Source organism: Agrobacterium sp. LR_9, from assembly GCF_041954855.1.
Lineage (GTDB): Bacteria > Pseudomonadota > Alphaproteobacteria > Rhizobiales > Rhizobiaceae > Agrobacterium > Agrobacterium leguminum.
This window is the reverse complement of sequence record NZ_JAVAYA010000002.1, coordinates 279,651-302,544: the sequence shown is the minus strand read 5'-3', so window position 1 is coordinate 302,544 and position 22,894 is coordinate 279,651. Positions and strand designations below refer to the sequence as shown.

Annotated in this window: 20 protein-coding genes and 1 tRNA gene; 16 read left to right on the top strand and 5 right to left on the bottom strand. The window is 59.6% G+C overall.

The genetic code is table 11. The features are described from left to right. The first annotated feature begins 256 nt into the window (after positions 1–256). The 3 genes from RAC79_RS03910 (at position 257) to RAC79_RS03900 (ending at position 1,902) form a co-directional block, all read left to right on the top strand. Complete coding sequence (locus tag RAC79_RS03910; RefSeq protein WP_003520813.1) at positions 257–790, top strand: MerR family transcriptional regulator; 534 nt, start codon at positions 257–259, stop codon at positions 788–790. A 163-nt stretch (positions 791–953) separates the two neighbouring features. Continuing rightward, positions 954–1,682, top strand: coding sequence for a thermonuclease family protein (locus tag RAC79_RS03905; RefSeq protein ID WP_080856222.1), 729 nt, complete (start codon positions 954–956; stop codon positions 1,680–1,682). Between the two features lie 134 nt (positions 1,683–1,816). Further along, positions 1,817–1,902 (top strand) — tRNA-Leu (locus RAC79_RS03900). Between the two features lie 10 nt (positions 1,903–1,912). Here the strand turns inward: RAC79_RS03900 and RAC79_RS03895 are convergent. Further along, positions 1,913–2,443, bottom strand: coding sequence for a DUF4142 domain-containing protein (locus tag RAC79_RS03895; RefSeq protein ID WP_174035887.1), 531 nt, complete (start codon positions 2,441–2,443; stop codon positions 1,913–1,915). A gap of 252 nt (positions 2,444–2,695) precedes the next feature. Here RAC79_RS03895 and RAC79_RS03890 point away from each other — a divergent pair, with 252 nt between their 5' ends. The 8 genes from RAC79_RS03890 to RAC79_RS03855 all read left to right on the top strand — a co-directional run bounded on the left by RAC79_RS03890 (position 2,696) and on the right by RAC79_RS03855 (position 12,604). After that, positions 2,696–5,200: a heavy metal translocating P-type ATPase gene (locus RAC79_RS03890; RefSeq protein ID WP_174039051.1), complete on the top strand. Its 2,505-nt coding sequence runs from the start codon at positions 2,696–2,698 to the stop codon at positions 5,198–5,200. Positions 5,201–5,212: 12 nt separating this feature from the next. Next, complete coding sequence (locus tag RAC79_RS03885) at positions 5,213–6,223, top strand: 2Fe-2S iron-sulfur cluster-binding protein (RefSeq protein ID WP_174039120.1); 1,011 nt, start codon at positions 5,213–5,215, stop codon at positions 6,221–6,223. Positions 6,224–6,234: 11 nt separating this feature from the next. Further along, positions 6,235–6,723, top strand: coding sequence for a Cu(I)-responsive transcriptional regulator (cueR, locus tag RAC79_RS03880; RefSeq protein ID WP_065654034.1), 489 nt, complete (start codon positions 6,235–6,237; stop codon positions 6,721–6,723). A gap of 72 nt (positions 6,724–6,795) precedes the next feature. Beyond that, complete coding sequence (locus tag RAC79_RS03875) at positions 6,796–7,740, top strand: ABC transporter permease (RefSeq protein WP_174039052.1); 945 nt, start codon at positions 6,796–6,798, stop codon at positions 7,738–7,740. Next, positions 7,730–8,635: an ABC transporter permease gene (locus tag RAC79_RS03870; RefSeq protein WP_020810437.1), complete on the top strand. Its 906-nt coding sequence runs from the start codon at positions 7,730–7,732 to the stop codon at positions 8,633–8,635. Before RAC79_RS03875 ends, RAC79_RS03870 begins: the two co-directional genes overlap by 11 nt. 139 nt (positions 8,636–8,774) lie before the next feature. Continuing rightward, entirely contained in the window at positions 8,775–9,857 is a 1,083-nt protein-coding gene (locus RAC79_RS03865) for an ABC transporter ATP-binding protein (protein ID WP_174039053.1), read from the top strand. Positions 9,858–9,869: 12 nt separating this feature from the next. Continuing rightward, entirely contained in the window at positions 9,870–10,880 is a 1,011-nt protein-coding gene (locus RAC79_RS03860; protein WP_065654031.1) for an ABC transporter ATP-binding protein, read from the top strand. A gap of 230 nt (positions 10,881–11,110) precedes the next feature. Beyond that, positions 11,111–12,604 carry an ABC transporter substrate-binding protein gene (locus tag RAC79_RS03855; RefSeq protein ID WP_174039054.1) on the top strand — a complete coding sequence of 498 codons (1,494 nt, stop codon included), beginning with the start codon at positions 11,111–11,113 and terminating at the stop codon, positions 12,602–12,604. 430 nt (positions 12,605–13,034) lie between these two features. Here the strand turns inward: RAC79_RS03855 and RAC79_RS03850 are convergent, their stop codons facing one another. Together RAC79_RS03850 and RAC79_RS03845 are read right to left on the bottom strand one after the other, a co-directional pair. Beyond that, positions 13,035–13,289: a heavy-metal-associated domain-containing protein gene (locus RAC79_RS03850; protein ID WP_003521591.1), complete on the bottom strand. Its 255-nt coding sequence runs from the start codon at positions 13,287–13,289 to the stop codon at positions 13,035–13,037. A 106-nt stretch (positions 13,290–13,395) separates the two neighbouring features. After that, positions 13,396–14,853, bottom strand: coding sequence for a TrkH family potassium uptake protein (locus RAC79_RS03845; protein WP_174044201.1), 1,458 nt, complete (start codon positions 14,851–14,853; stop codon positions 13,396–13,398). Positions 14,854–14,933: 80 nt separating this feature from the next. Here RAC79_RS03845 and ilvA point away from each other — a divergent pair, with 80 nt between their 5' ends. From ilvA to RAC79_RS03830, 3 genes are all read left to right on the top strand, one after another. After that, positions 14,934–16,208 carry a threonine ammonia-lyase gene (ilvA, locus tag RAC79_RS03840; RefSeq protein WP_065654028.1) on the top strand — a complete coding sequence of 425 codons (1,275 nt, stop codon included), beginning with the start codon at positions 14,934–14,936 and terminating at the stop codon, positions 16,206–16,208. A 70-nt stretch (positions 16,209–16,278) separates the two neighbouring features. After that, on the top strand, positions 16,279–16,590 hold the full coding sequence (locus RAC79_RS03835) for an HlyU family transcriptional regulator (RefSeq protein WP_065654027.1): 312 nt from the start codon (positions 16,279–16,281) through the stop codon (positions 16,588–16,590). 117 nt (positions 16,591–16,707) lie between these two features. Further along, positions 16,708–17,973: a diguanylate cyclase gene (locus RAC79_RS03830; protein ID WP_125145920.1), complete on the top strand. Its 1,266-nt coding sequence runs from the start codon at positions 16,708–16,710 to the stop codon at positions 17,971–17,973. A 43-nt stretch (positions 17,974–18,016) separates the two neighbouring features. Here RAC79_RS03830 and RAC79_RS03825 read toward each other — a convergent pair whose 3' ends face one another. Beyond that, on the bottom strand, positions 18,017–18,634 hold the full coding sequence (locus RAC79_RS03825; RefSeq protein WP_003521585.1) for an FMN-dependent NADH-azoreductase: 618 nt from the start codon (positions 18,632–18,634) through the stop codon (positions 18,017–18,019). 149 nt (positions 18,635–18,783) lie between these two features. Here RAC79_RS03825 and RAC79_RS03820 point away from each other — a divergent pair, with 149 nt between their 5' ends. Together RAC79_RS03820 and RAC79_RS03815 are read left to right on the top strand one after the other, a co-directional pair. Beyond that, entirely contained in the window at positions 18,784–19,752 is a 969-nt protein-coding gene (locus RAC79_RS03820; RefSeq protein ID WP_174024997.1) for a LysR family transcriptional regulator, read from the top strand. Between the two features lie 254 nt (positions 19,753–20,006). After that, complete coding sequence (locus RAC79_RS03815) at positions 20,007–20,549, top strand: DUF2087 domain-containing protein (RefSeq protein WP_174044205.1); 543 nt, start codon at positions 20,007–20,009, stop codon at positions 20,547–20,549. A 173-nt stretch (positions 20,550–20,722) separates the two neighbouring features. On the opposite strand, the gene RAC79_RS03810 is transcribed toward RAC79_RS03815, so the two are convergent. Beyond that, a complete protein-coding gene (locus tag RAC79_RS03810) occupies positions 20,723–22,711 on the bottom strand; it encodes a bifunctional 2',3'-cyclic-nucleotide 2'-phosphodiesterase/3'-nucleotidase (RefSeq protein WP_374996928.1) in 1,989 nt (662 codons plus the stop codon). Between the last annotated feature and the right edge of the window lie 183 nt (positions 22,712–22,894).

Sequence of the window (22,894 nt, the reverse complement as noted above, 5' to 3'; positions counted from 1 at the left end):
AGCAACACGCCTTTTTTGCCGTATCGCAAGCCTTTTTCCCCATTCTTCTTGTGAACATACTTGAATTTCAACGTGCAAGCCGTTGAAATCCGGTCGACTCACATCATAATCAATTTTAGTGATTTGTATCTCGCCGCAACGGCGTCGGCGCGGGGTCGTAACCGACTTTGCGCGGTGTTTGACCGGCGGGAGAAAAGCGTTCTCGTTCAGTGTCCGGCCGGATGCATGGCGCTCCGGTTCGGATGGGAGTGGAAATTTGGATAAAAGCCCCGACGCGTTTCGGACGATCAGTGAAGTGGCGGATGAGCTGAACCTGCCGCAGCATGTGCTGCGTTTCTGGGAAACACGCTTTCCGCAGATCAAGCCGATGAAACGGGGCGGGGGCCGCCGTTATTACCGTCCTGACGATATCGATCTCCTGAAGGGCATTCGTCACCTTCTTTATGACCATGGTTACACCATCAAGGGCGTACAGAAGCTGCTGAAAGCCAATGGCAACCGCTTCGTGGCGGCGATCGCCTCCGGTGATCTCGCGACCATGGAAGCCATCATGGCGGCGAGCGGTGAAAAGGAAGTCGCCGAACCGCGTGTCGTCGATACCGATGGGGACGAGGTCGTCGGCCGTCCGAAGGCCAAGCCAAGCGGCCGTTTTTTCGGCTTCGGCGGTGGCGGCGGCGATGCGGAAATATCGGTCGGCAAGTCGAGCATCGGCAAGGATGATCAGGCGCTTTTGCAGGAAGCCCTGTTCGATCTCCTCGAATGCAAGCGCCTTCTCGATCAGGTTCGCTGAGGGTTTATCCACAGCTCATTTCCGTGCTTTCCATTCGGGAAATCGAAAAAACAAGGGGTTAGGTCGTTTTCCCGATTCTCCGAAAAACGAAAACACCCGGCAATGCCAACCTTTCGGAAACTCCTTTGGCCGATAATGCGGCTCCGTAAAAAGGAGTCCGATTGTGAGCAATCGAAAATCGACAGCACGACGCCGCACGGCGAAGAAATCGGGTGGCGGCAGCGTTTGGCCATGGGTGCTGATGCTGGGCGTCGTTGCCGGCGGCATTCAGGCTTACGAACATCGCGACAGCCTTTTGCCGCAACGGCATGTTGCAAAGGCGACATCCCCGGTCACGAGTTCTCCGAAAGTCGCGACGGCGGCCAAGCGAGATTCCGTCACGCCGGAGAAAGTGGCGTCCATTCGCCCCGCATCGCCGGCTCTGCCCGGCAACGGCCCGGTGCCGCCGCGCCCGATCGCCATGCCATCCGCCTCGCAGCCGAGTCAGGTTGCCGCTATCCTGCCGGAAACGCGCCCTTCGGTCGAAAAAATCTCGCTCGGTGAAAAAAGCGGTACTTTTGCCTTTTGCGGTCGTTCCGGCCTCAACAATTGCGTGGCCGATGGCAACACCTTCTGGATGAAGGGCGTGAAAATGCAGCTTGCCGGCATAGAAGTGCCGCAGATCGACCGGGCGCGCTGCATGGAAGAGCGCCAGCGCGGCTTCGTTGCGAAGGTCAGGCTTCGCGACATGCTGAATGCCGGCGCCTTCGATGTGGCGTCCTCCGCTGCTGCGGGTGGGCAAGCCACGGAACGCAAACGGCTTTCACGTTCGGGCGTTTCTTTCGCCGATCAGCTAATACGGGAGGGGCTGGCGCATCCGATCTCCGCAAAAAATCAGTCCTGGTGTGGCTAAGGCCCCGTTGACCGAAACCGCCCGGCCTGTGTAGATGAGGCTCCCGTCGCGTTTGGGATCGGCCGTTGGGCCGACTGCCATGGAGACGACGGATTTTTTACAGCGCTTGCCTGCAAGGTGTAAGGCGCGGTAATGCGGACGTGGCGAAATCGGTAGACGCAGCAGACTTAAAATCTGCCGACCATTGGTCTTGCGGGTTCAAGTCCCGCCGTCCGCACCACCTCTCATCCTTACTTCTTATCCAGACCTTGGGCCATTTCCAGGTGGTGTTGCAGTGCCGGCAGGGTTTTTGCCGCCCATGCCTTGAGCTCGACATTTTCGCCGCCGTCAGCGTATCGTTTGAAAAGATCCACCGCATCCTCGTGCGCATCGACCTGATCATCGACGTATTCCTCGTTGAATTCCGCGCCGTTGAGTTTGGCCAGATCGTCGATTTCTTCCTTGTGATCGTCAGTCAGAGCGGTCGTGGGCGTTCCCGTTACTTTGCCGCCGGAGAGAAGAGCCTTTAACTCCGCGCTGGTCTTTTCATGTTCGGTGATCATCTGCTGCGCGAAAGCCTTGATAGCCTCATCGCCTTTGGTCAGTGCAAGCTTGCTCGATTCGATTTCAAAGAGATCGCTTGCGGAAACCTGCAGGACGAAGTCTTCGGTTTTGGGCGCAACCCCGAGCGCGGAATTAACGCCCGTGGACTCCGTTGCGGACTGTGCCATGGCGGTGCTGGCGACCAGCGCGAGCGCTAACGAGAAAATGGTGCTCTTCATCAATCTGCCTCCTGATGGTTAGAGGCATTTCCAACCGAGGTACGGAAGGATTGTTCCCGCATGGCGCTAAAGAAACCTTCCGTCGCAGCCGTTTCTCTTTGGAATACTTCCATTTTTCCATCATTGCGGGCAGGAAAACGCCCGTTCACGTGCGCGGCATCGTCACTTGAAAATCATCAAAAAGAACCTATTGACCTTGCCACGATGGGAAGCCCTATCTTTTTTTAACACAAGAAAAGAGGGGTCATACGCATGTCACAAATGGAGATCCGGGCGAGTCATCAGATTGCGATCGATGGCATGACATGCGCCTCCTGTGTCGGCCGCGTTGAAAAGGCGATTGCCAAGGTCCCGGGCGTTCTGAAAGCATCGGTCAATCTGGCAACGGAACGTGCCGACATTTCCTTTTCCGGGCCGCCGGATGTGCCGGCCGTTATCGAGGCGGTGCGGCAGGCCGGTTACACCGTCGAGGAGAAAACCATCGAACTCGATATTGAGGGCATGACCTGCGCCTCCTGCGTCGGACGTGTCGAAAAGGCGTTGAAGGCCGTTTCCGGTGTTTCCGGTGCAAGCGTCAATCTGGCGACGGAACGCGCCACCGTCCGCGTCGCCGGCAACGCCGCCTCTGCGGCCAATCTGGCGGACGCCATCCAGCGGGCGGGCTATAAGGCGAACGAGGTTGTTGCCGACAAAGCCAGGGACGGAGAGCAGGACAAGCGCGAGGCGGAACTGCGCAGCCTCAAAATCAGCCTCGCCGCTGCCGTTGTTCTGACGCTACCCGTTTTCGTGCTGGAAATGGGGTCGCATCTGGTGCCCGCCATCCATGATTTCGTGATGGAAACGGTCGGCATGCAGGAAAGCTGGTATCTGCAATTTGCGCTGACGACGCTGGTTCTGTTCGGGCCCGGCCTGCGCTTCTTCAAAAAGGGCATACCCGCACTTCTGCGGTTGGCGCCGGACATGAATTCGCTTGTCGTGCTGGGCACCGCCGCTGCCTGGGGATTTTCGGTTGTGGCCACCTTCATGCCCAAAATCCTGCCGAGCGGCACGGCCAATGTCTATTACGAGGCGGCGGCGGTCATCGTCACGCTCATCCTTCTCGGACGTTTTCTGGAAGCGCGCGCCAAAGGCCGCACCAGCGAGGCGATAAAGCGGCTGGTCGGCCTGCAGGCCAAGTCCGCCCGCGTGCTGCGCGATGGCGAAACCATCGATGTGCCGTTGCAGGATGTGCGCACCGGCGATGTGATCGTCGTTCGCCCCGGCGAGAAAGTGCCGGTCGACGGGCTGGTCCTCAGCGGCTCTTCCTATGTCGATGAATCGATGATCACGGGCGAACCGGTGCCGGTCACCAAGGCGGCGGGTTCCGAAGTCGTCGGCGGCACGGTCAACCGCAACGGTTCTTTCACCTTCCGCGCCACCAAGGTCGGTGCCGATACGCTGATCGCCCAGATCATCCGCATGGTCGAGGAGGCGCAGGCCGACAAGCTGCCCATTCAGGCGCTGGTGGACAAGGTGACCAACTGGTTCGTGCCGGCGGTGATGCTGGCAGCGCTCGCCACCTTCATCATCTGGTTCATGTTCGGGCCCGATCCGGCCTTGACCTTTGCGCTCGTCAATGCGGTTGCGGTGCTCATCATCGCCTGTCCCTGCGCCATGGGCCTTGCCACGCCGACCTCGATCATGGTCGGCACCGGCCGCGCTGCCGAAATGGGCGTGCTGTTCCGCCGCGGCGATGCGCTCCAGACGCTCCGGGATGCCGATGTGATCGCCGTCGACAAGACCGGCACCCTGACGCTCGGCAAGCCGAAACTGGTGCATTTTACCACGACAGAGGGCTTCGATGCGGATGAGGTGTTGCGCCTCGTCGCCTCGCTGGAGAACCATTCCGAACATCCGATTGCCGAAGCGATCGTCGAGGCTGCAAAACATGGCGGCCTGACGCTTGCCGATGCGGAAGGCTTCGAGGCGACCCCCGGTTTTGGTGTTGCGGCAACGGTTGACGGCCGCAGGGTGGAAGCGGGCGCGGACCGGTTCATGGCCAAGCTCGGTTACGATGTCGCGATGTTCGCAGACGATGCCGAGCGGCTGGGCAGGGAAGGGCAGTCGCCGCTTTACGCCGCCGTCGATGGCAGGCTGGCCGTGATCATTGCCGTTGCCGATCCGGTCAAGCAGACGACCCCGGAGGCGATTGCGGCGCTGCATGCGCTCGGCCTCAAGGTCACGATGATCACGGGTGACAATCGCCGCACCGCTGAAGCCATCGCCCGTCGGCTCGGCATTGACGAGGTGGTGGCGGAAGTTCTGCCCGACGGCAAGGTGGAGGCCGTCAAGAGGCTTGCTGCCGGCGGGCGACGTGTCGCCTTTGTCGGCGATGGCATCAACGATGCGCCGGCGCTGGCCGCCGCTGATGTCGGCCTTGCCATCGGCACGGGCACGGATGTCGCCATTGAAAGCGCCGATGTGGTGCTGATGTCCGGCGATTTGCGCGGCGTCGCCAACGCCATCGCGCTCTCCAAGGCCACGATCCGCAATATCGGCCAGAATCTGTTCTGGGCCTTCGCTTACAATGCCGCTCTCGTTCCCGTGGCGGCCGGAATATTGTATCCTGTCAACGGCGTTCTGCTGTCGCCTGTCCTTGCCGCCGGAGCCATGGCGCTTTCCAGCGTCTTCGTATTGACGAACGCGCTGCGCCTGAAAAGCTTCCGCGCGCCGCTGGTGGACAGATCGTCCGGCATGCAGCTCGCAGCGGCCGAATAGGAGGCGGATATGATGACGCCCGGCAACACAATCTATCTGCCGCAGATCGGACGCAGCATCATGGCGGCGCAGGGTGAGACCGTGCTTCAGGCCGCATTGGCCGCAGGGGTTACTTATCCGCATGGCTGTCGCATGGGCCGCTGCGGCGCCTGCAAGTCGCATCTCATTTCCGGCGAAATCGATCTCCTCAAGCATACGCCCTTCTCCCTGACCGAAGAGGAGAAAGCCGATGGCCTGACGCTCGCCTGCCGGGCCGTGCCGTTGAGCGACATGACGATTAGCTGGCTCGACGGGGCGGATGAGATCGCCGATATTCCGACCGGCCGCTTTGAGGGCGTGGTTGCGGAAGCTCTGGATGTGACGCACGATATCAAGCTCATCCGCATCCGGCTTGACGATCGCGGGCAGTTTACCTTCAAACCCGGACAATATGTGCGCCTGCTTTATCCTGACTGCTCGCCGCGCGATTATTCCATTGCCAGCAGGGTGGATGAGGAACTGATTGAATTCCACATCCGACATGTTCCCGGCGGCATGACGAGCGGCCGCATCTTCTCGCTCGCAAGCGCGGGTGATCCCGTCACGATAGTCGGGCCTTTCGGCTCTTCGTTCCTGCGGGAAAAACATTGCGGGCCGATCCTCGGCATTGCCGGCGGTTCGGGGCTCGCTCCCGTCAAGGCCGTTGTAGAGGCGGCGCTCGCAACGGGCCGCGAACGACCGGTTCATGTCTATTTCGGCGCGCGCGCCGAGCGTGATCTCTATATGCTCGACCGCTTCGGCGATCTTGCCGCCCGGCATGGCAATCTGAGCTTCGTTCCGGTTCTCTCGCATGAGGAACATGCCAATATCCGGTGCGGTTATGTCGGTGCGGCCGTGGCGGATGATTTCGACGATCTCGATGGCTGGAAAGCCTATATTGCAGGCCCGCCGGCCATGATCGAGGCGACGGTGCCGCAGCTTCTGGCGCGCGGCATGCGCACCGCCGACATTCATGCAGACGTGTTTTTCACCCCGGAAAGATAGGAGCAGGATCGATGAATATTGGCACAGCCGCCACCGCATCCGGTGTTTCTGCGAAGATGATCAGGCATTACGAGACAATCGGCCTGATCAAATCGGCAAACCGCACGGAGTCCGGATACAGGGTCTATACGGCCAATGATCTGGAAACGCTGCGTTTCATCCGGCGCGGACGCGATCTCGGTTTTTCCATCGAAAAGATCAGGCAGCTCATGACGCTCTGGCGCGATCCGGGCGGCGCCTCCTGCGATGTCAAACGCATCGTCATGGAACATGTCGTCGATCTGGAAGCGAAGATGCATACGCTTCGCGAGATGGCCGATACGCTGCGAAATCTCGCAAACTATTGCCCTGACAACGGTGAGCCGGATTGCCCGATCATCCATGATCTCGCCCATGCCGAGGATATCGATTTTACGACCGTGGCCATCGTGCCCAAGCGCACCGGAATGCTGAAGGGCACTTCCGGTCCGGTGATGGATCTACAGCGCCCAGTGAAATAAGCGGCCGTTTTCCTTTGGGAAACGGGCGTGGATTGCAGTGCAGACGCCAATTGTGGTGAAGGAGACCAAGCCATGTGGATACAGATAATACAGCGCTTCCTTATTCTGTGCCTGATGCTGGCGATCGTGTCCGTCATCGCGTTTCTTCTGCCCTATATGGCGGGCGGCGATCCGGCCCGCACCATTCTCATGTCGCGCATGCGCGATACGGCGCTCGATCCTCACGCGGTCGAGGCGCTCAGGATCAGCCTCGGACTGGACCGCCCGCTCTATGTGCAATATTTCGCATGGTTGTCGGGCGCGCTGCGGGGCGATCTCGGTTTTTCCTTCACCAGCAGCCAGCCGGTCGCCGCCGAGCTTTTGCGGTCGCTCTGGGTGTCGGTGACGCTGGCGCTGACGGCGCTGGCGGTCGCGGTGGCCGTCGCGCTGCCGCTCGGCACCCTGGCGGCGATGCGTCCCGGCGGTCGGCTGGACAATTTCGCGACGCTGATGATCCAGACCTTCGTTGCAACGCCCGAATACTGGTTTGCGCCCATGTCGGCGCTGGTCTTCGCGCTCTATCTCGGCTGGTTGCCCTCGGCCGGGTGGGATAGCTGGCGTTCGCTGGTGCTTCCAGCGCTGACCCTGACGCTGCGGCCGCTTGCCTATTTCACCCAGGTGACGCGCGCGGCAATGGCCGAGGTTCTGCGCGCGCCCTATATCACGGCGGCCCGCAGCCGCGGTCTCGGCATGCATGGCACCGTCATGCGCCACGGCATCCGCAACGGCTCGCTGCCTGTGGTCACCTTCTTCGCCCTGTGGCTTGCCGGCCTGCTTGGCGGATCTGTGGTCGTGGAAGTGATCTTCGCCATTCCCGGCATGGGCCGGCTTCTCTACGACGCCGTGGTCAATCGCGACATTCCGATGCTGCAGGGCGGTTTCATCTGCATCGTGGCGCTCTCCATCCTGATCAATACCCTGGCCGACAGCTTTTATGTCCTGATCAATCCAGCAATGCGAGCTCACCATGACCATTAGCCACTTCCCGAGCGCGTCTGCCGCCGCCATGCCGATGACCACGCCCAAGCGCCCTTCGAACCTCGCCCGCTTCACGGATTTCATCCGCCGCCGGCACTGGACCTTCTATGCGGGATCGGCGATTTTTCTCGTCATCATCCTGCTGCTGGTGATCGCGCCGTGGATTTCGCCCTATGATCCGGCAAAGCAGAGCCTTCGGCTCAGGCTGAATGCGCCGAGCGCAGCCTATTGGCTTGGGACGGACCATCTCGGTCGCGATGTCTTGAGCCGGCTGTTGATCGGCGGCCGCTTCACGGTCACGATTGCCGCCATCACCGTCATTCTGTCGGTGGTGATCGGAACCTTCATCGGCATCATCAGCGGCCGCAGCCGCGGCATCCTCGACGAAGTGCTGATGCGCATCGTGGACCTGCTCATCGCCATACCGGACGTGGTGATCGCGATTTTCCTCGTCGCCATCTTCGGTCCGGGATATGGCACGCTGATCGCGTCGTTGACCATCGTTGGCTGGACACCTTTTGCGCGGCTGGCGCGGGGGCTGACGCTATCGATCAATTCCCGCGAATATATCCGCGCGGCAGAGGTGCTCGGCTGCACACGGCGCTTCATCATCTTCCGGCATATCATTCCCAACACGATCTGGCCCATCGCGGCCGTGGCGTTCCTGCGCTTTGGCCACAAGCTGATAACGGTGGGCGGATTGTCGTTTCTGGGCCTCGGCGTACAGCCGCCAGCGGCCGACTGGGCGCTGATGCTGGCCGATGCGCAGGCTTACGCGGAACGGATGCCCGTTCTCGTCATTGCACCGGGTCTGGCGATTTTCCTGGCGGCGCTCAGCGTGACGTGGATCGGCCATGGCCTGAACCTGGAAACGAAGAAAACCAACGGTCATTGACGCCTGCCAACGGGCAATGGTCGATTTGACGATTGTCAAACATAGATGACGCAACGGAACCGGAAGGAGAGTAATATCGTCTGAAGCCGCATGAAGAATACGCAATGCCTCCGATTCAATAAAAATAAGGGGAACTCTTATGAATATCGAAGGACAAACGCTTGCCAATACGGCCATATCCCCTGAATGCGCACCGCTTCTGGAGATAGAGGACCTGCACGTTTCCGTGCCGGCGCAAAATGGCCGCAAGTTTGTTATTTCGGGCCTGACGCTTTCCGTCAACGCCGGAGAAGTCGTCGCTCTCGTCGGCGAATCCGGGTCGGGCAAGAGCATGACGGCGCTGTCACTGATGCGGCTTTTGCCGCATGGCGCGGAAATCAATTCCGGCCGCATTTCCTTTGCCGGTCGCGATATTCTCGCTCTTTCATCCTCCGAACTCGATGCGCTGCGCGGCGCAGATATCAGCATGCTGTTCCAGCAGCCGCAGGCCATGCTCGACCCGACCAGCCGGGTGAGGACGCAGGTGGCCGAGCCGCTCTGGATCCACCGTAAAATGAGCCGGCACGCCGCACTTAACCGGGTCGTCGGCCTTCTGTCGGATGTCGGCATTCCCGATCCATCGGCGCGGGCGCAGTGCTTCGCGCACGAGCTTTCCGGCGGCATGGCGCAACGTGTGATGATTGCGGCCGCACTCTCCGGCAATCCGCAGCTTCTGATCGCCGACGAACCGACGACGGCACTTGATGTCACCGTTCAGGCACAAATCCTGCGCCTGCTCGATGACGAACGCCGCAAGCGCCGGCTTGCCACGCTGCTCATCACCCACGATCTCTCGGTCGTCGCCGCCTTCGCTGACCGGATCGCGGTCATGTATGCCGGCCGCATCGTCGAGGAGGGGCCGACCCAGGCGATCCTCAAGGCGCCACAGCATCCCTATACCAAGGCGCTCATCAGTTGTTCGCTTTTGACCACGGACAGCGAGGGGCAGTTGCTGACGATCCCCGGCTCCAGTGCACAGGCCCATGACATGTCCTGCGGCTGCCGGTTTCATCCGCGTTGCGCGCTTGCCAATTCGGCAGGCATGAGCGGCCGTTGCATGGCCTCGGAACCGGATTTGAATGCCTTGCCCGAAGGGCGCAAGGCGCGGTGCTGGGCGGTCGGCCACGACCATGCCAACCACGATTATACCGGGCACGATCATACCGGTCACACGGTCTGCTGAGGGAGGGCGACGATGCTAGCGACAGCGACGACACAGACCCCGCCATCGGCGGAAAACAGCAAGCGGCCATTCGTGGTCGCGAAGAACCTTTGCAAATATTATCCCATATCGGGTCTCGGTCACCGTGTGGTGAAATCCGTCGACGATGTTTCCCTGACGATCGGCGAGGGGGAAGTGCTTGGTCTCGTCGGTGAATCCGGATGCGGCAAAAGCACGGTTGCCGGGCTGATTACGCGGCTGACCCACGCAACGAAAGGCGAGGTCAGCATCGGGCAGAACGATATGCTGCACATGCAGGGCGAGGCGCTTCGGCGTATGCGCCGGGTCGTGCAACTGGTGTTTCAGGACCCTTATTCCGCACTCGATCCACGCATGCGTATCGGCCAGAGCATGGAGGCGCCGCTTGCCCAGCATGGCATCGGCACGCGCGAGGAGCGCACGGCCCGGGTTTTCCGGATGCTGGAAGAGGTCGGCCTGGATGGCTCTTTTTACGATCGGTATCCGAGCCAGTGTTCCGGCGGCCAGTTGCAGCGCGTCGTCATCGGCCGCGCGCTGCTTCTCAATCCGAGCTTCCTTGTCTGCGACGAACCGACATCGGCGCTCGACGCCTCAATGCGCACGCAGATCCTGAACCTTCTGATGGACATGAAGCGCCGTCACGGTTTGACGGTTCTGATGATTTCTCACGATCTGCGCGTGGTGCGTTATCTCTGCGATCGCATCGCGGTCATGTACCTCGGACGTGTCGTTGAAATCGCCGACCGGGAGGAGCTTTTCCGGGCGCCGAAGCACCCCTATACCAAGGCTCTCATAGCATCGTCGATGCTGGACGAGACGGGGTTATATGCACCGGAGATGCTTCTGGACGGCGATCTGCCAAGCCCTCTCAATCCTCCCAACGGCTGTAAATTCCACACCCGTTGCAAATATGCGACCGATATATGCGGCGAGGTGGAACCCGTTCTGGAAGGCGTTTCCGGCGAGCATTTCGCGCGTTGCCATCGCTGGCGGGAATGGGGCTGACAGACAACGCAGTTACAGTTTTCTGTTGCCGTAAAAACAGATGAATTGTGTGTTTGCGGATTAATATCGGAATAAAATTCCGAGTATAAAACATAAAATAGATAATATTCGAATGGATAATCGAGAGATATCCATAGGATATTCTTATTGCCTTTGTAGTGATTGAGTGAAATTTCGTGAAAATATACGAATTGTGAGCGTTGTCATCAAAAATAAAAGGGGAATATTCTATGATGAAGCACGTACTTCTGGCGTCATGCGCCATTGTGGTTTCGTTTGGAGCGCCTGCGGCAGAGGCCGCCACGATTACCTATGACGATAATTTCGGTGTGAAGACCGGCTGGCAGATGGCTTCCGACGATGCCTATCTCGGCTCGCGTGCGGGTTGTTTCGAAAGCCTGGTGCGTGTCGGTTATGACATGAAGCTGGAGCCAAGCCTCGCCGAGTCCTGGACGCAGATTGATCCCAAGGTGTGGGAATTCAAGCTGCGCAAGGGCGTCAAGTTCCAGAACGGCGAACCGCTCGATGCCAAGGCCGCGGTCAATGCACTCAGTAATCTCCTAAAAGCACCCGTGCCCGCCCGTGCCTTCTCTCCGAAGCTGATTGCCGCCGTCGAAGCTGGCGGCGATGATGTGGTGAAGATCACGACGATCGAACCCTCCGTGCTGCTGCCGGCGCAGATGGCAAGCCCTGCTACCTCGATCCTCGCTCCATCCGCCTACAAGGACGGTAAGGTCGATCCCATCGGAACCTGCACCGGACCTTTCAAGATCACCGAGGTCGATCCCAGCCAGCATATGGTTCTGACGGCCAATCACGATTATTGGGGCGGCATGCCGAAACTTTCCGGCGGCCGTGTCAATTTCGTGCCCGATGCCGACACACGCGCCACCCAGGTTCGAACCGGGGAAGCGCAGGTTTCCCGGCTCGTGCCGCCATGGACGGTCAAGACCATCGAATCCACCGATGGCGTCAAGGTCGCGCCAATCCCGTCGCCGCGTATCACCGAGTTGCTGCTGAATAATTCAAAGCCGCCTTTCAACAATATCAAGGTGCGTCAGGCGATCCAGGCCGCCATCGATACGGGTGGTATCGCCGAGAGTATCTATGAAGGCGTAGTCAAGGGCGCGACCATGCCTTTCGCGGCCGGCGAACCGTGGGCTGCAAAGGAAACCAAACCCGCGTATGACGTGGAAAAAGCCAAGGACCTTCTGAAAGAGGCCGGCGTTGCACCCGGCAGCCTTAAGGTGACGCTCCTTGCCTATACCGCAAAGACCGAACTCAAGGACGTCGCGGCGATCATCCAGGCGCAGTTGCAGGAAATCGGAATCAAGGTCGATGTCCGCGTTGCCGATTACAGCGCCATCGAGCCCGACATGCTCGCCGGCAACTTCGACATGGCGCTGCTGTCTCGCGGTTACGCCACCGATGTCGCCGAACCGGCCGGTTTCCTGAATGCCGACTATACCTGCGGCGGCGGCTACAATATCTCGCACTATTGCAATGCGGAGACGGACAAGCTGATCAAATCCGCCTATTCGGCGGGCGAACCCACCAAGCGTTATGCCATTTACGGCGAAGCGGCGAAGAAGATTTATGACGAAGCCGTCTCCGTCTTCCTCATCCATGAGACCGTGTTCGATGCCTATTCGGCAAAGCTCGAAAACTACAAGCCGCATCCGCTGAACTATTTTGTCATGACCAAGGATCTGGCGACGAAGTAAGTTGGTGCGATGGTGCTGATTGAGAGGGACCCGGCTCGCAAGAGCCGGGTCTTTCTTGCGATAAGGCCCTTGAACCTCTCCTCCGTCATTCCGGCCCTGAGCCGGAATCCAGCCAGCCCAAGTCCTTGGGCTGAAAGGAATCTTCCCGCCGTACATACGCACGTCGGCTGGTTCCGGCTCAAGGTCGAAATGACGGAGGAGGGGAACAGACAGGTTCACAAGGCCGGTGTGACGGCATGTGGATGATTCGCTTCATTAAATTGGAAAAATCTCCTCCGTCATCCCTGATTGAAAGGGATAGGGCGTTCGCCATCGGGGAGGAAAGAGGGACGGATGCCGTCCAAAACCCGTCACATAATGCAGCGTGAAGCGGGGCAGGTGGGGCGATCCGGCGGCTGCAGGGATGAAGCGCCGCCGGTATCTCTTCGGATCAGGCGCGTGCTTCGGGCGTATAGCCTGCAGCGGTGATGATTTCGGCAATACGTGCTGCATCGGAGACGCCGCCAACCACAACCGTGCGGCTTGCCGGATCGGCATGCACGGCAGCGCCGGGAACGGTCTTTTCGATCGCGCCCTTGATCACTCCGGCGCAGTGACCGCAGGTCATGTCTTCAACGTGAAAAGAAAGGTCTGCATCAACCGGTGCCGTGGTGGTTTCGGCGTGATGCTGGTGAGCGGTGCACATAGGCGGTTCTCCATGGTTTGGAATTCTAACAGGAGGAGCCTGGACTATTCCAACGTGGGAAGGTCAAGCGCTTTATTCGCCGGCGCTCAACAAGTATGCCTCGACATCAGCTGCGCCAGAAGATCGGCATCAGCAGCACCAGAACCGTCAGGATTTCCAGACGTCCGAGCAGCATCAGGACCGAGAGGAGATAAAGCGCGGGATCGCTGATGGTGGAGAAATTGCCCGCCGGGCCGATGATCGGGCCGATGCCGGGTCCGACATTGGCGAGCGAGGTCGCAACGGCCGAGGTGGCGGTCAGGAAATCGTAACCCATAAGGCTCATGGCAAGGCTGCCGGCGATCCACAGCGCGATGAAGCAGCTGACGAACAGGAAGATCGTCCGGATGGTATCGGGATCGACCACCTGCTGGCCGTAACGCACCGAATAGACCGCGTTCGGATAGATCAGCTTCTTCAGCCCGGCGCGCACCACGTTGAACATGATGAGAAAACGATAGGCCTTGATACCGCCCGCCGTCGAGCCGGAACAGCCGCCCATGAAGGTGGCGAAAAAGGCGACGACGACGACGAAAGGCCCCCAGAGCGTATAATCGTCGCTGGCAAAGCCGCCGGTCGAAAGGATCGAGGTCATATTGAAGAAGGAATGGCTGAGCGCGTCATCCAGCGGCACACCGTTCCTGAAATGATGATAGACGCCAACCGCAATCGAGATCGCACAGAGATAACCGAGGAAGACGGCGATCTGCGGGTCGCGCAGCGTTTCCAGCCGGCGGCGTACGGCCAGCAGGATCATGACCGAGAAGGGCAGGCTGCCGAAGATCAGAAAGATGGTGGCGATCCACAGCAGCGCCGTATTGTTGAAATAGGCAAAAGACGCGTCATGGGTGGAAAAACCGCCGGTCGCGACCGTCGACATGGCATGGTTCAGCGCATCGAAATGCGACATGCCGGCAAAATCGTAAGCGATGGTACAGGCAAGCGTCATGACGATGTAAATGGCCACAAAAGCCCGGGTGAAGCTCGCGAGCCGCGCAAAAGGCCGGTCGTTGCCGGTGTCGGAAGATTCCATGCGGAAGAAGGTCATGCCGCCGACACGCAGCAGCGGCAGGATGAAGAGGCCCAGCGCCACGATACCGATACCGCCAAGCCAGCACAGCAGCGAACGCCACAGAAGGATGCCCTGCGGCGCGTTGTCGAGACCGGCAATGGCTGTAGACCCCGTCGTCGTAATCGCGGAAACGGATTCGAACAGCGCCTGGCCGAGCGTCAGGTTGAGTTCGGACAGGTAAAGCGGAACCGCGCCGACAATGGAAAACACCAGCCAGAGCAAGTTGACGAGCAGAAAGCCGAAACGTTTGTTGAAGGCCGCAATCGGACCGCGCGTCGCCAGCGCACAGGCAAGCGCAAAGCCCCCGCACATGAAACCCGACAGCGCAAACACCATCCAGTCGTCATTGCCGTAATAAAGATCGGTGAGCGCCGGCAGGAACATGGCCGTCGCCATGTAAAGCCCGAAGATGGACGCCACATATATGACCGAGCGCAGAAGGTTGCTGTTCAAGAAATGAAACCCGGAGTTTGTTGCCGCGCTGAAATGAGTCTTTGTCTCGGACGTCTTCCTATGGCATAGCGGGTGCCATTATGAATTTCAATGGATTGACTATCGTGGACAAGCAGCTTGTGGAAGCAGCGCGGCGAGAAGTGCGGGAAATATTCCCGGAAACGCCGTTGCAGTTGAATGAACATCTCAGCCGTCGATATGGCGCGTCGATTTGGCTGAAGCGTGAGGATCTGTCCCCGGTTCGTTCCTACAAGATTAGAGGCGCATTCAACTTCCTGCGCAAGGCGGTGGCCAAGGCCGGCAAAGGCAAGGTTTTCGTCTGCGCTTCAGCCGGAAACCATGCGCAGGGCTTTGCTTTCGCCTGCCGTCATTTCGGTGTTCAAGGCGTTGTTTTCATGCCGGTGACGACACCGCAGCAGAAGATCGAAAAGACCCGCATCTTCGGCGGCGAATTCATCAGCATCCGTCTGGTGGGCGATATATTCGACCAGTGTTATGCCGCCGCCCGCAAATATGTTGAGGACAATGACGGCTACATGGTGCCGCCCTTCGACCATGAGGACATCATCGAAGGCCAGGCGACGGTCGCCGCGGAAATCATGGATCAGCTTCCGGAAGGCACGAAGCCGGATATCGTCGTCATGCCCGTTGGCGGCGGCGGTCTTTCTGCCGGTCTATCGGGCTTTCTGGCCGGCACGGTCCGCAAGGAGAACTTCGTGTTCTGCGAGCCGGAAGGGGCGCCGAGCCTGAAGAAAAGCCTTGAACGCGGCGAACCGGTGACGCTGAACAAGGTCGATAATTTCGTCGACGGCGCCGCCGTCGCCCGCATCGGCGACCTGAACTTCAAGGCCCTGAAGGATTTTCCGGCCGAGCAGGTCATGCTCATCCCGGAAAACGCCATCTGCGTGACGATCATCGAGATGCTGAATCTCGAAGGCGTGGTGCTGGAGCCGGCCGGCGCGCTGGCAATTACCGCGCTGGAAAAGCTCGGCCGCGAGAGGCTGGAAGGCAAGACGGTCATCGCCGTCGTCTCCGGCGGCAATTTCGATTTCGAGCGTCTGCCGGACGTGAAGGAACGCGCCATGCGTTATACGGGCGTGAAGAAATACTTCATTCTGCGCTTGCCGCAGCGCCCCGGCGCGCTGCGCGATTTCCTCAACCTGCTCGGCCCGGACGACGATATCGCCCGTTTCGAATATCTGAAGAAATCGGCCCGCAATTTCGGTTCGATCCTGATCGGTATCGAAACCAGCGCTAAGGAGAATTTCGCCGGCCTGCTGGAACGTTTCGAAGCCGCCGGTCTCGGTTATGAGGACATCACCGAAAACGACATCCTGTCGAACCTGATCATCTGATCGGAAGAGGCAGGGAAGGGCGGATCGTCTCCGCCCTTCAAAACTGACACAGATTGAGGGAGTGAAAGCCATGGCATCGTTTTTTTCCAAAATCCTCTCGGCCTTCGGCTCCGGCCAGCCGTCCTCCGACGCGCCGCAGAAGGTCGCCCAGGCGGAGCCGCATGCGCATGGCGACTATCTGATCTATGCGACGCCGATCAAGGAAGGCGGCCAGTTCCGCCTGGCGGGCCGCATCGAAAAAAAGGCCGGCGATGAAGTGCTGGTGCATGAATTCGTGCGCGCCGACGTCTTCACCAGCATGGACGATGCGGTTGAGTTCACGATCCGCAAGGCAAAGCTCATCATCGACCAGAACGGCGCTTCGCTTTTCCCAGGAAAATGATGACGCTTTCTTGCCTCGGATATTAAGATTCCGTTGTTTGCTTCGGCCTATCCTCCTCAAAATGTGAAGCCGCGCGCCACTGACGCCGCGCGGTGCGTATAGGTAAGGCATGCGCCGATGCAATGGGCAAATCTCGCCCTCTTTCTGACGGAAGCCGTCGTCTATTTCGCGGTAATGACGGCCTTCCTTCATTACCGGCATATTCTCGGCATCGGTGTTTTTCTCACCGCGCTGGGCGTCATGCATTTTCTGGAAACCTACCTGGCGGCCGTATTTTACGTGCAGCTGCCTTTCGGTGTGGCATCGCCCGGCTCCTCGATCCTTTTTGCCGGCAAGCTGATGATGATCCTCATGCTCTATATGCGGGAGGACGCGGCGGTCGTTCGACAGCCGATCTACGGCCTGTTTCTCGGCAATATAGTGACCGTCATCATGGCGCAGATCATCCGTTTCCATCAGACGGTGGCGATCGTTCCCGGGCAGTCGGTCAGCACCGCATTTCTGGATGACATGGGCGTGCTGATGGTTTGGGGAACCAGCCTGCTTTATATCGACGCCATCGCCATCATCCTGTTTTACGAAAAACTGGGGCGTTATTTGCAGCGCCATATCGTACTGCGCTTTGCGATCTGCGGCGTCGTTATCCTGAGCTTCGATCAGGCGGGTTTTTATGGGGCGCTGCGATTGTTGTTCAACGCCCCTCTCGATGTGTTTTACGACGGCTGGAAGGCGAAGATGGCGGCAGTCGGCATCTATTCGCTGCTGTTTGCCACCTATCTCTGGCTGACATCGGCCAAGGGCCGCTTTCTGACACGCCGCAGCGTTGCCGATGTCTTTAACGATCTCACCTTCAGGGAACGTTACGAGGAGCTTCTGTCCCGCTCCGGACGCGATATGTTGACCGGCGTATCGGACCGCGCCCGCATGGAGCTCGATGCGCCCTCCGTCGTCGTGGAGTGCCTGGAGAAAAAGCGGCCGGTCAGCGTGCTGATTGTCGATATCGATCATTTCAAGACCGTCAACGATACGTTCGGACACCTGCAGGGCGATGATATCTTGCGGGAATTCGCCGCCGTCCTGAAGCGCGCGGTGCAGCCGCTGGGCCATCTCTACCGCTTTGGCGGTGAGGAATTCGTTGTCCTCCTGCCGGCAATGGCGCATGAAACGGCGCTGGCATTTTCGAACAATCTTCGGGCAGCGATCCTTGCGGACCTGCAGCGGCCGGACGGTTCGCCGCTGACCGTCAGTATCGGCGTCGCCACCGCTTTCGAGGATGGACAGCTTTTCCGCGCGCTCCTATCGGAGGCCGATGCGCGGCTCTATGCGGCAAAAAATAACGGCCGGGACCAGGTCCACGGCCGTTACGGAATGTGGGTCGGCTGATACCGGCAACCCTGGCCGGCATCGCCCAGACATTCGATGTGCCTCAGGCGGCCTGCGCCAGCTCGGCAACCTTGGCTTCAGCGGCAGCCACAGCCTTTTCGACGGCTTCCGGACCGAATGCCAGGCCTTCGACATAGATGACTTCCACATCGGTCATGCCCATGAAGCCGAGAACGGTCTTCAGGTAAGGAACGGCATGGTTCATCGAGACCGCCGGGCCTTCGGAGTAAACGCCGGCAGCGGCCAGAACGATGTAGACCTTCTTGCCAGTGGCGAGGCCGACCGGGCCGGTTTCGGTGTATTTGAAGGTCTGGCCGGCGCGGGCGACATTGTCGATCCACGACTTCAGGCCGGAATAAATGTTGAAATTGATAAGGCCGGTGCCGATGACGACGGTGTCGGCGGCGAGAAGCTCGGTCACCAGCTTGTCGGAATAATCGGCGGCAACCGCTTCTTCGGCGGTGCGCTGGTCGGGCGCCTTGCGGATGGCGGCGGTCTTGACGGTGTCGAGATGCGGGATCGGGTCAGCAGCGAGATCGCGGTGGACAAGGGTGTTGGAAGCCGACTTGGCCTTCAGCTTGTTTGCGAGTTCACCGGCAAACTTGTTGGAAACCGATTCGTCGCCACGCGGGCTGGAGGTGATGAGAAGAATGTTGGACATGGTCTTTCCTTGCATATGCGATGAATTGACGGGCGCCTTGGGAGGGCGGGAGAGCACGATGCCCTTCCTTTGCGCTCTATATGAAAAATTACTGCCATCAAGAAAACTGTGATAATGTGGAAGCAATCTATCGATGAAATGGATGGGACATGGACGCGAACCCGACCCTCGATCAATTGCAGGTGTTTTTGACGGTTGCCGAGACCGGCAGTTTTTCCGCCGCGTCACGGGCGCTCAATCGCGCCCAGTCGGTAGTCAGCTACACCATCGCCAATCTCGAGGCGCAGCTTGAAGTGACGCTGTTCGAGCGCAGCGGCGTGCGCCAGCCGAAGCTGACGGATGAAGGCCGCGCCATGCTGGAGGATGCAAGGCGCATCGTCGCCGGCCTGCAGGAGATGCGCGCCCGCGCCAAGGGGCTGAAGCAGGGGCTTGAGGCGGAACTCTCGGTCGCCATCAGCACCATGGTGCCGGCGGAGGCCATGGTGGCCGTGCTGCGGGATTTTCGCCAGCAATTCCCAACCGTCACCCTCAGCCTCAATGTCGGCGAGCTGGGCATGGTCATGGAGATGGTGCTCTCCCGCAAGGCAGGTATCGGCATTGGCGGGGCGATGCTGCGCCAGGACGATGAACTCGTCGTTGAAAAGGTCGGCCATTCCTTCATGTTGCCGGTCGTCGCGTCGGATCACCCGCTGGCGCAGATCGAGCGGCCGCTGGGCCTTGCCGATGTGCGCGAGGAGGTTCAGCTTGTCGTCACCGATGCATCCGGCCTGACCAAGGGCCGCGATTTCAATGTGCTTTCTTACAAGACATGGCGGGTCAGCGACATCGCCACAAAATACCAGCTCATCAAGGGCGGTCTGGGCTGGGGCGGCCTGCCCGCATCGATCGTCCGTAACGACATCACCAATGGCAGCCTCAAAGCGCTTGAGCTCGAGGCCTATGAACAGGGCGAATATCCGCTCTTTGCGCTGCGGCGGGTCGATTCACCCGCCGGCCCCGCCGGCCAATGGCTTGCCGAAGCATTTCAGCAACGCCTCTCTGCCTGCCCGAACCACAAGGATTTCAACGGGATGCTTGCGGCACACAAGCAGAGGACCATTCCTGTCGCCGCTGAGTGACATTGTGAGCGGGGCCACCTTTTCCCGGCGGGGAGGACAAACGCGCGGCAACCTCGGCGCTATGCCAGCAAGGCCAATTGACGCGGGCGGGTCGCCTGCCTATACCTAAACCACGGTCAGCAGTTCACCGAGGCATCGCCGTCCCGCAAGGGAAGCTAAACCTGCATTTTTAAAGTTTGACAGCACTTATCCCGTGCCATGTCGGAAGCCGGCGATCAGCGACACCTTTTCGGAATGGCACTTGAGGGTAAGTCATGCCACGTTCGATCCTTTCCATTGATATCGCCGACCTCTCGACTTTCGCCAAATCCGTCCGCGAACAGATCGGCAGGCTGGACCGAAAGCCAAGCCATGTGGAGATGCTCAATCTTCTGAGCCGGGCTGCCGGGTTTCGAAATTTCCAGCACTTGCGAGCCTCGCGCGAGCCATCCGATGACAGCGGACCATCCCGGCCAGATATGCTGCCGGCAGCTAATGAGGGCAGGGTGCTGAAGACCGTTCGTGTCTTCGACGCCGCCGGCCGGCTGATGCAATGGCCGGCCCGCCGCTCCCAGCAGGAACTGTGCCTCTGGTACCTATGGGCGAAAATTCCTGCCGGGCGGAGCTTTTCCGAGCGCGAATTCAGTATTTTTCTGGATAGCCTGCACCTGTTCGGGGATGCGGCGATGCTGAGACGCGACATGGTCGGCCTGAGGCTCATCCGCCGCAACCGCGATGGCAGCGATTATCGGCGCATAGAGCAGAAACCGCCATTGGAACTGCCGCTTCTGCTGCGAGCGCTCGGTGGACGCGATTGAGGGGATAGCCCTCGGTAGTGCCGATAGTTTCGACCAAACTCGGCGTTATCCTCGGGCTTGTCCCGAGGATCTGCTACGGATTGATTTAATTCGACGTGGTTAGATCCTTGGGACAAGCTCAAGGATGACGGCAGAGCTTCACCCTGCCGCCAACAGCCGAAAGGCCGCAGCCCTCAAAGAACCAGACGGAACTTCGCGAAACCTTCCGCGCCGTCGCCGGCATCCTCGATCTTTGCGCCCTTGATATCGGCCGCATAGTGGCGGCCCTTGGGGCCGGTCTCAAAGATCGCCGTGGTATCGGCCACCGGCGCGAAGGACCAGTTGGCATCCGCAGACGGGTTGATGGTGCCCTGATCGATGATATAGCGCACGATCACGTCGCGGTTGGTATCGGGGGCCACGAAGATCACCTTGTCGCCGGCGATATCGGGGAATTTGCCGCCGCCGCTCGCCCGGTAATTATTGGTCGCCACCACGAATTTCTGCTCGGGATCGATCGGCTTGCCTTCAAATTGCAGGTTGACGATGCGGTTGCTGTCCGGGTTGACCGCCTTGCCGTCCTTGTCGAATTTCGCCGGTTTGGAAATGTCGATCTGATAGGTCACGCCGTCGATGACATCGAAATTATAGGACGGGAAGTCCGCATTCAGCAGCGGCGCGTCCTTTGCCCCGGCCTCGACCGTATTGAACATGCCGGCCGACATTTCCAGCCAGTTCTTCACCTGCGCGCCGTTGATCAGCACCGCCTGCACCGTGTTGGGGTAGAGGTAAAGATCGGCGACGTTCTTGATGGCGATGTCACCGGCGGGGACATCGGTATAATAATCCGCACCGCCGCGACCGCCGGACTTGAAGGGGGCTGCCGCCGAAAGCACGGGCAGATCCTTATATTGCCCTTCCTTCAGCATGTCCTTGATGTACCAGGTCTGGGCATTGGAGACGATCTGTACGGAAGGATCGTCGGCCACCAGCGCGAAATAGGAATAGAGCGGCGCGGAGGTCTTGCCGACGGGACGGCGCACATAGGCGAGGGCCGCCTCGTGATCGGCCTTGGCGGCGGCGAGGACTTCCGCCTTGTCCGTGAAATCGGCGACGACCTTGCGGTTTTCGTCGCGGTGGTAGATCGGCCGGGCTTCGGAGGTGAAGTCGACGATCTTCCAGCTTTTGCCGTCCTTTTCGAGCAGCAGGTCGATGAGGCCCATATGCGAGCCCCAGAAGCCGGCCATTACCGCCGGCTTGCCCATCAGCGTGCCCTTGACGGCATCCGCACCCTCGATACCGTCCCAGGTCTTCGGACCGGGGAAGACGAGATGCTGGTGGCCGGTGAAGATCGCGTCGATGCCTTCGACACCCGCCAGATAAAGCGAGGCGTTTTCCATGCGCTCGGTCTGGCCCTTACCGTCGATACCGGAATGGGAAAGGGCGATGACGATATCCGCACCTTCCTCCTTCATGACCGGAACCCAGGCTTTCGCCGCCTCGACGATATCGCGCGTCTGCGCCTTGCCCTCGAGGTTCTTGGAATCCCACATCATGATCTGCGGCGGCACGAAGCCGATGATGCCGACCTTGACCGGGCTTGTCACGCCGCCGCCGTCGCGGATTTGCTTTTCCAGAATGACATAGGGCTTGAAAAACAGCTCGTCGTTCTTCGGATCGGAAGCAAGCTGGCCCTTGGTGAGGTTGGCGCAGACGTAAGGGAAACCCGCACCCGCCAGCGTGTTCGACATATAGTCGAGACCATAATTGAATTCGTGGTTGCCGAGCGTGCCGCAATCGTAACCCAGCACGTTCATGGCGGTGATCACGGGGTGCTTGTCGCCGGCCTTCATGCCGCGCTCATAGGCGATATAGTCGCCGAGCGGGTTGCCCTGCAGGAAGTCGCCATTGTCCACCAGCATCGAGTTTCCGGCTTCGGCGCGGATGGTGTCTATGATCGAGGCCGTGCGCGCCAGTCCCATCGTGTCGTTCGGCTTGTCGGCGTAATAATCATAGGGAAAGACGTGAACATGGATATCGGTCGTTTCCATGATGCGCAGATGCGCCTGGTTGGCCGCCGCACGCGCAGCAAAAGGGTGCAGCATCACCAGCGCCGAGGAGGCTGCGATGCCGCCCAGAAGCGAACGCCGGGTAATGGGGTGGAGAGCGAGAAGCGACGACATGGGAACTCCTTCGGATGAAGCTTGCTCTGTCTTGAAAAATGACAGGGTAGAAGCAATCGCAGAGGAGTCCATCACCAAAATGACAGGCCCGTGACAGATGGACCGGTTTTCAACCGTTTGATAAATTTTTTATCACGGCAGTGCGGCGCAGGTGTCGCCGCACCGGAGAGTGCGCATCGTTTG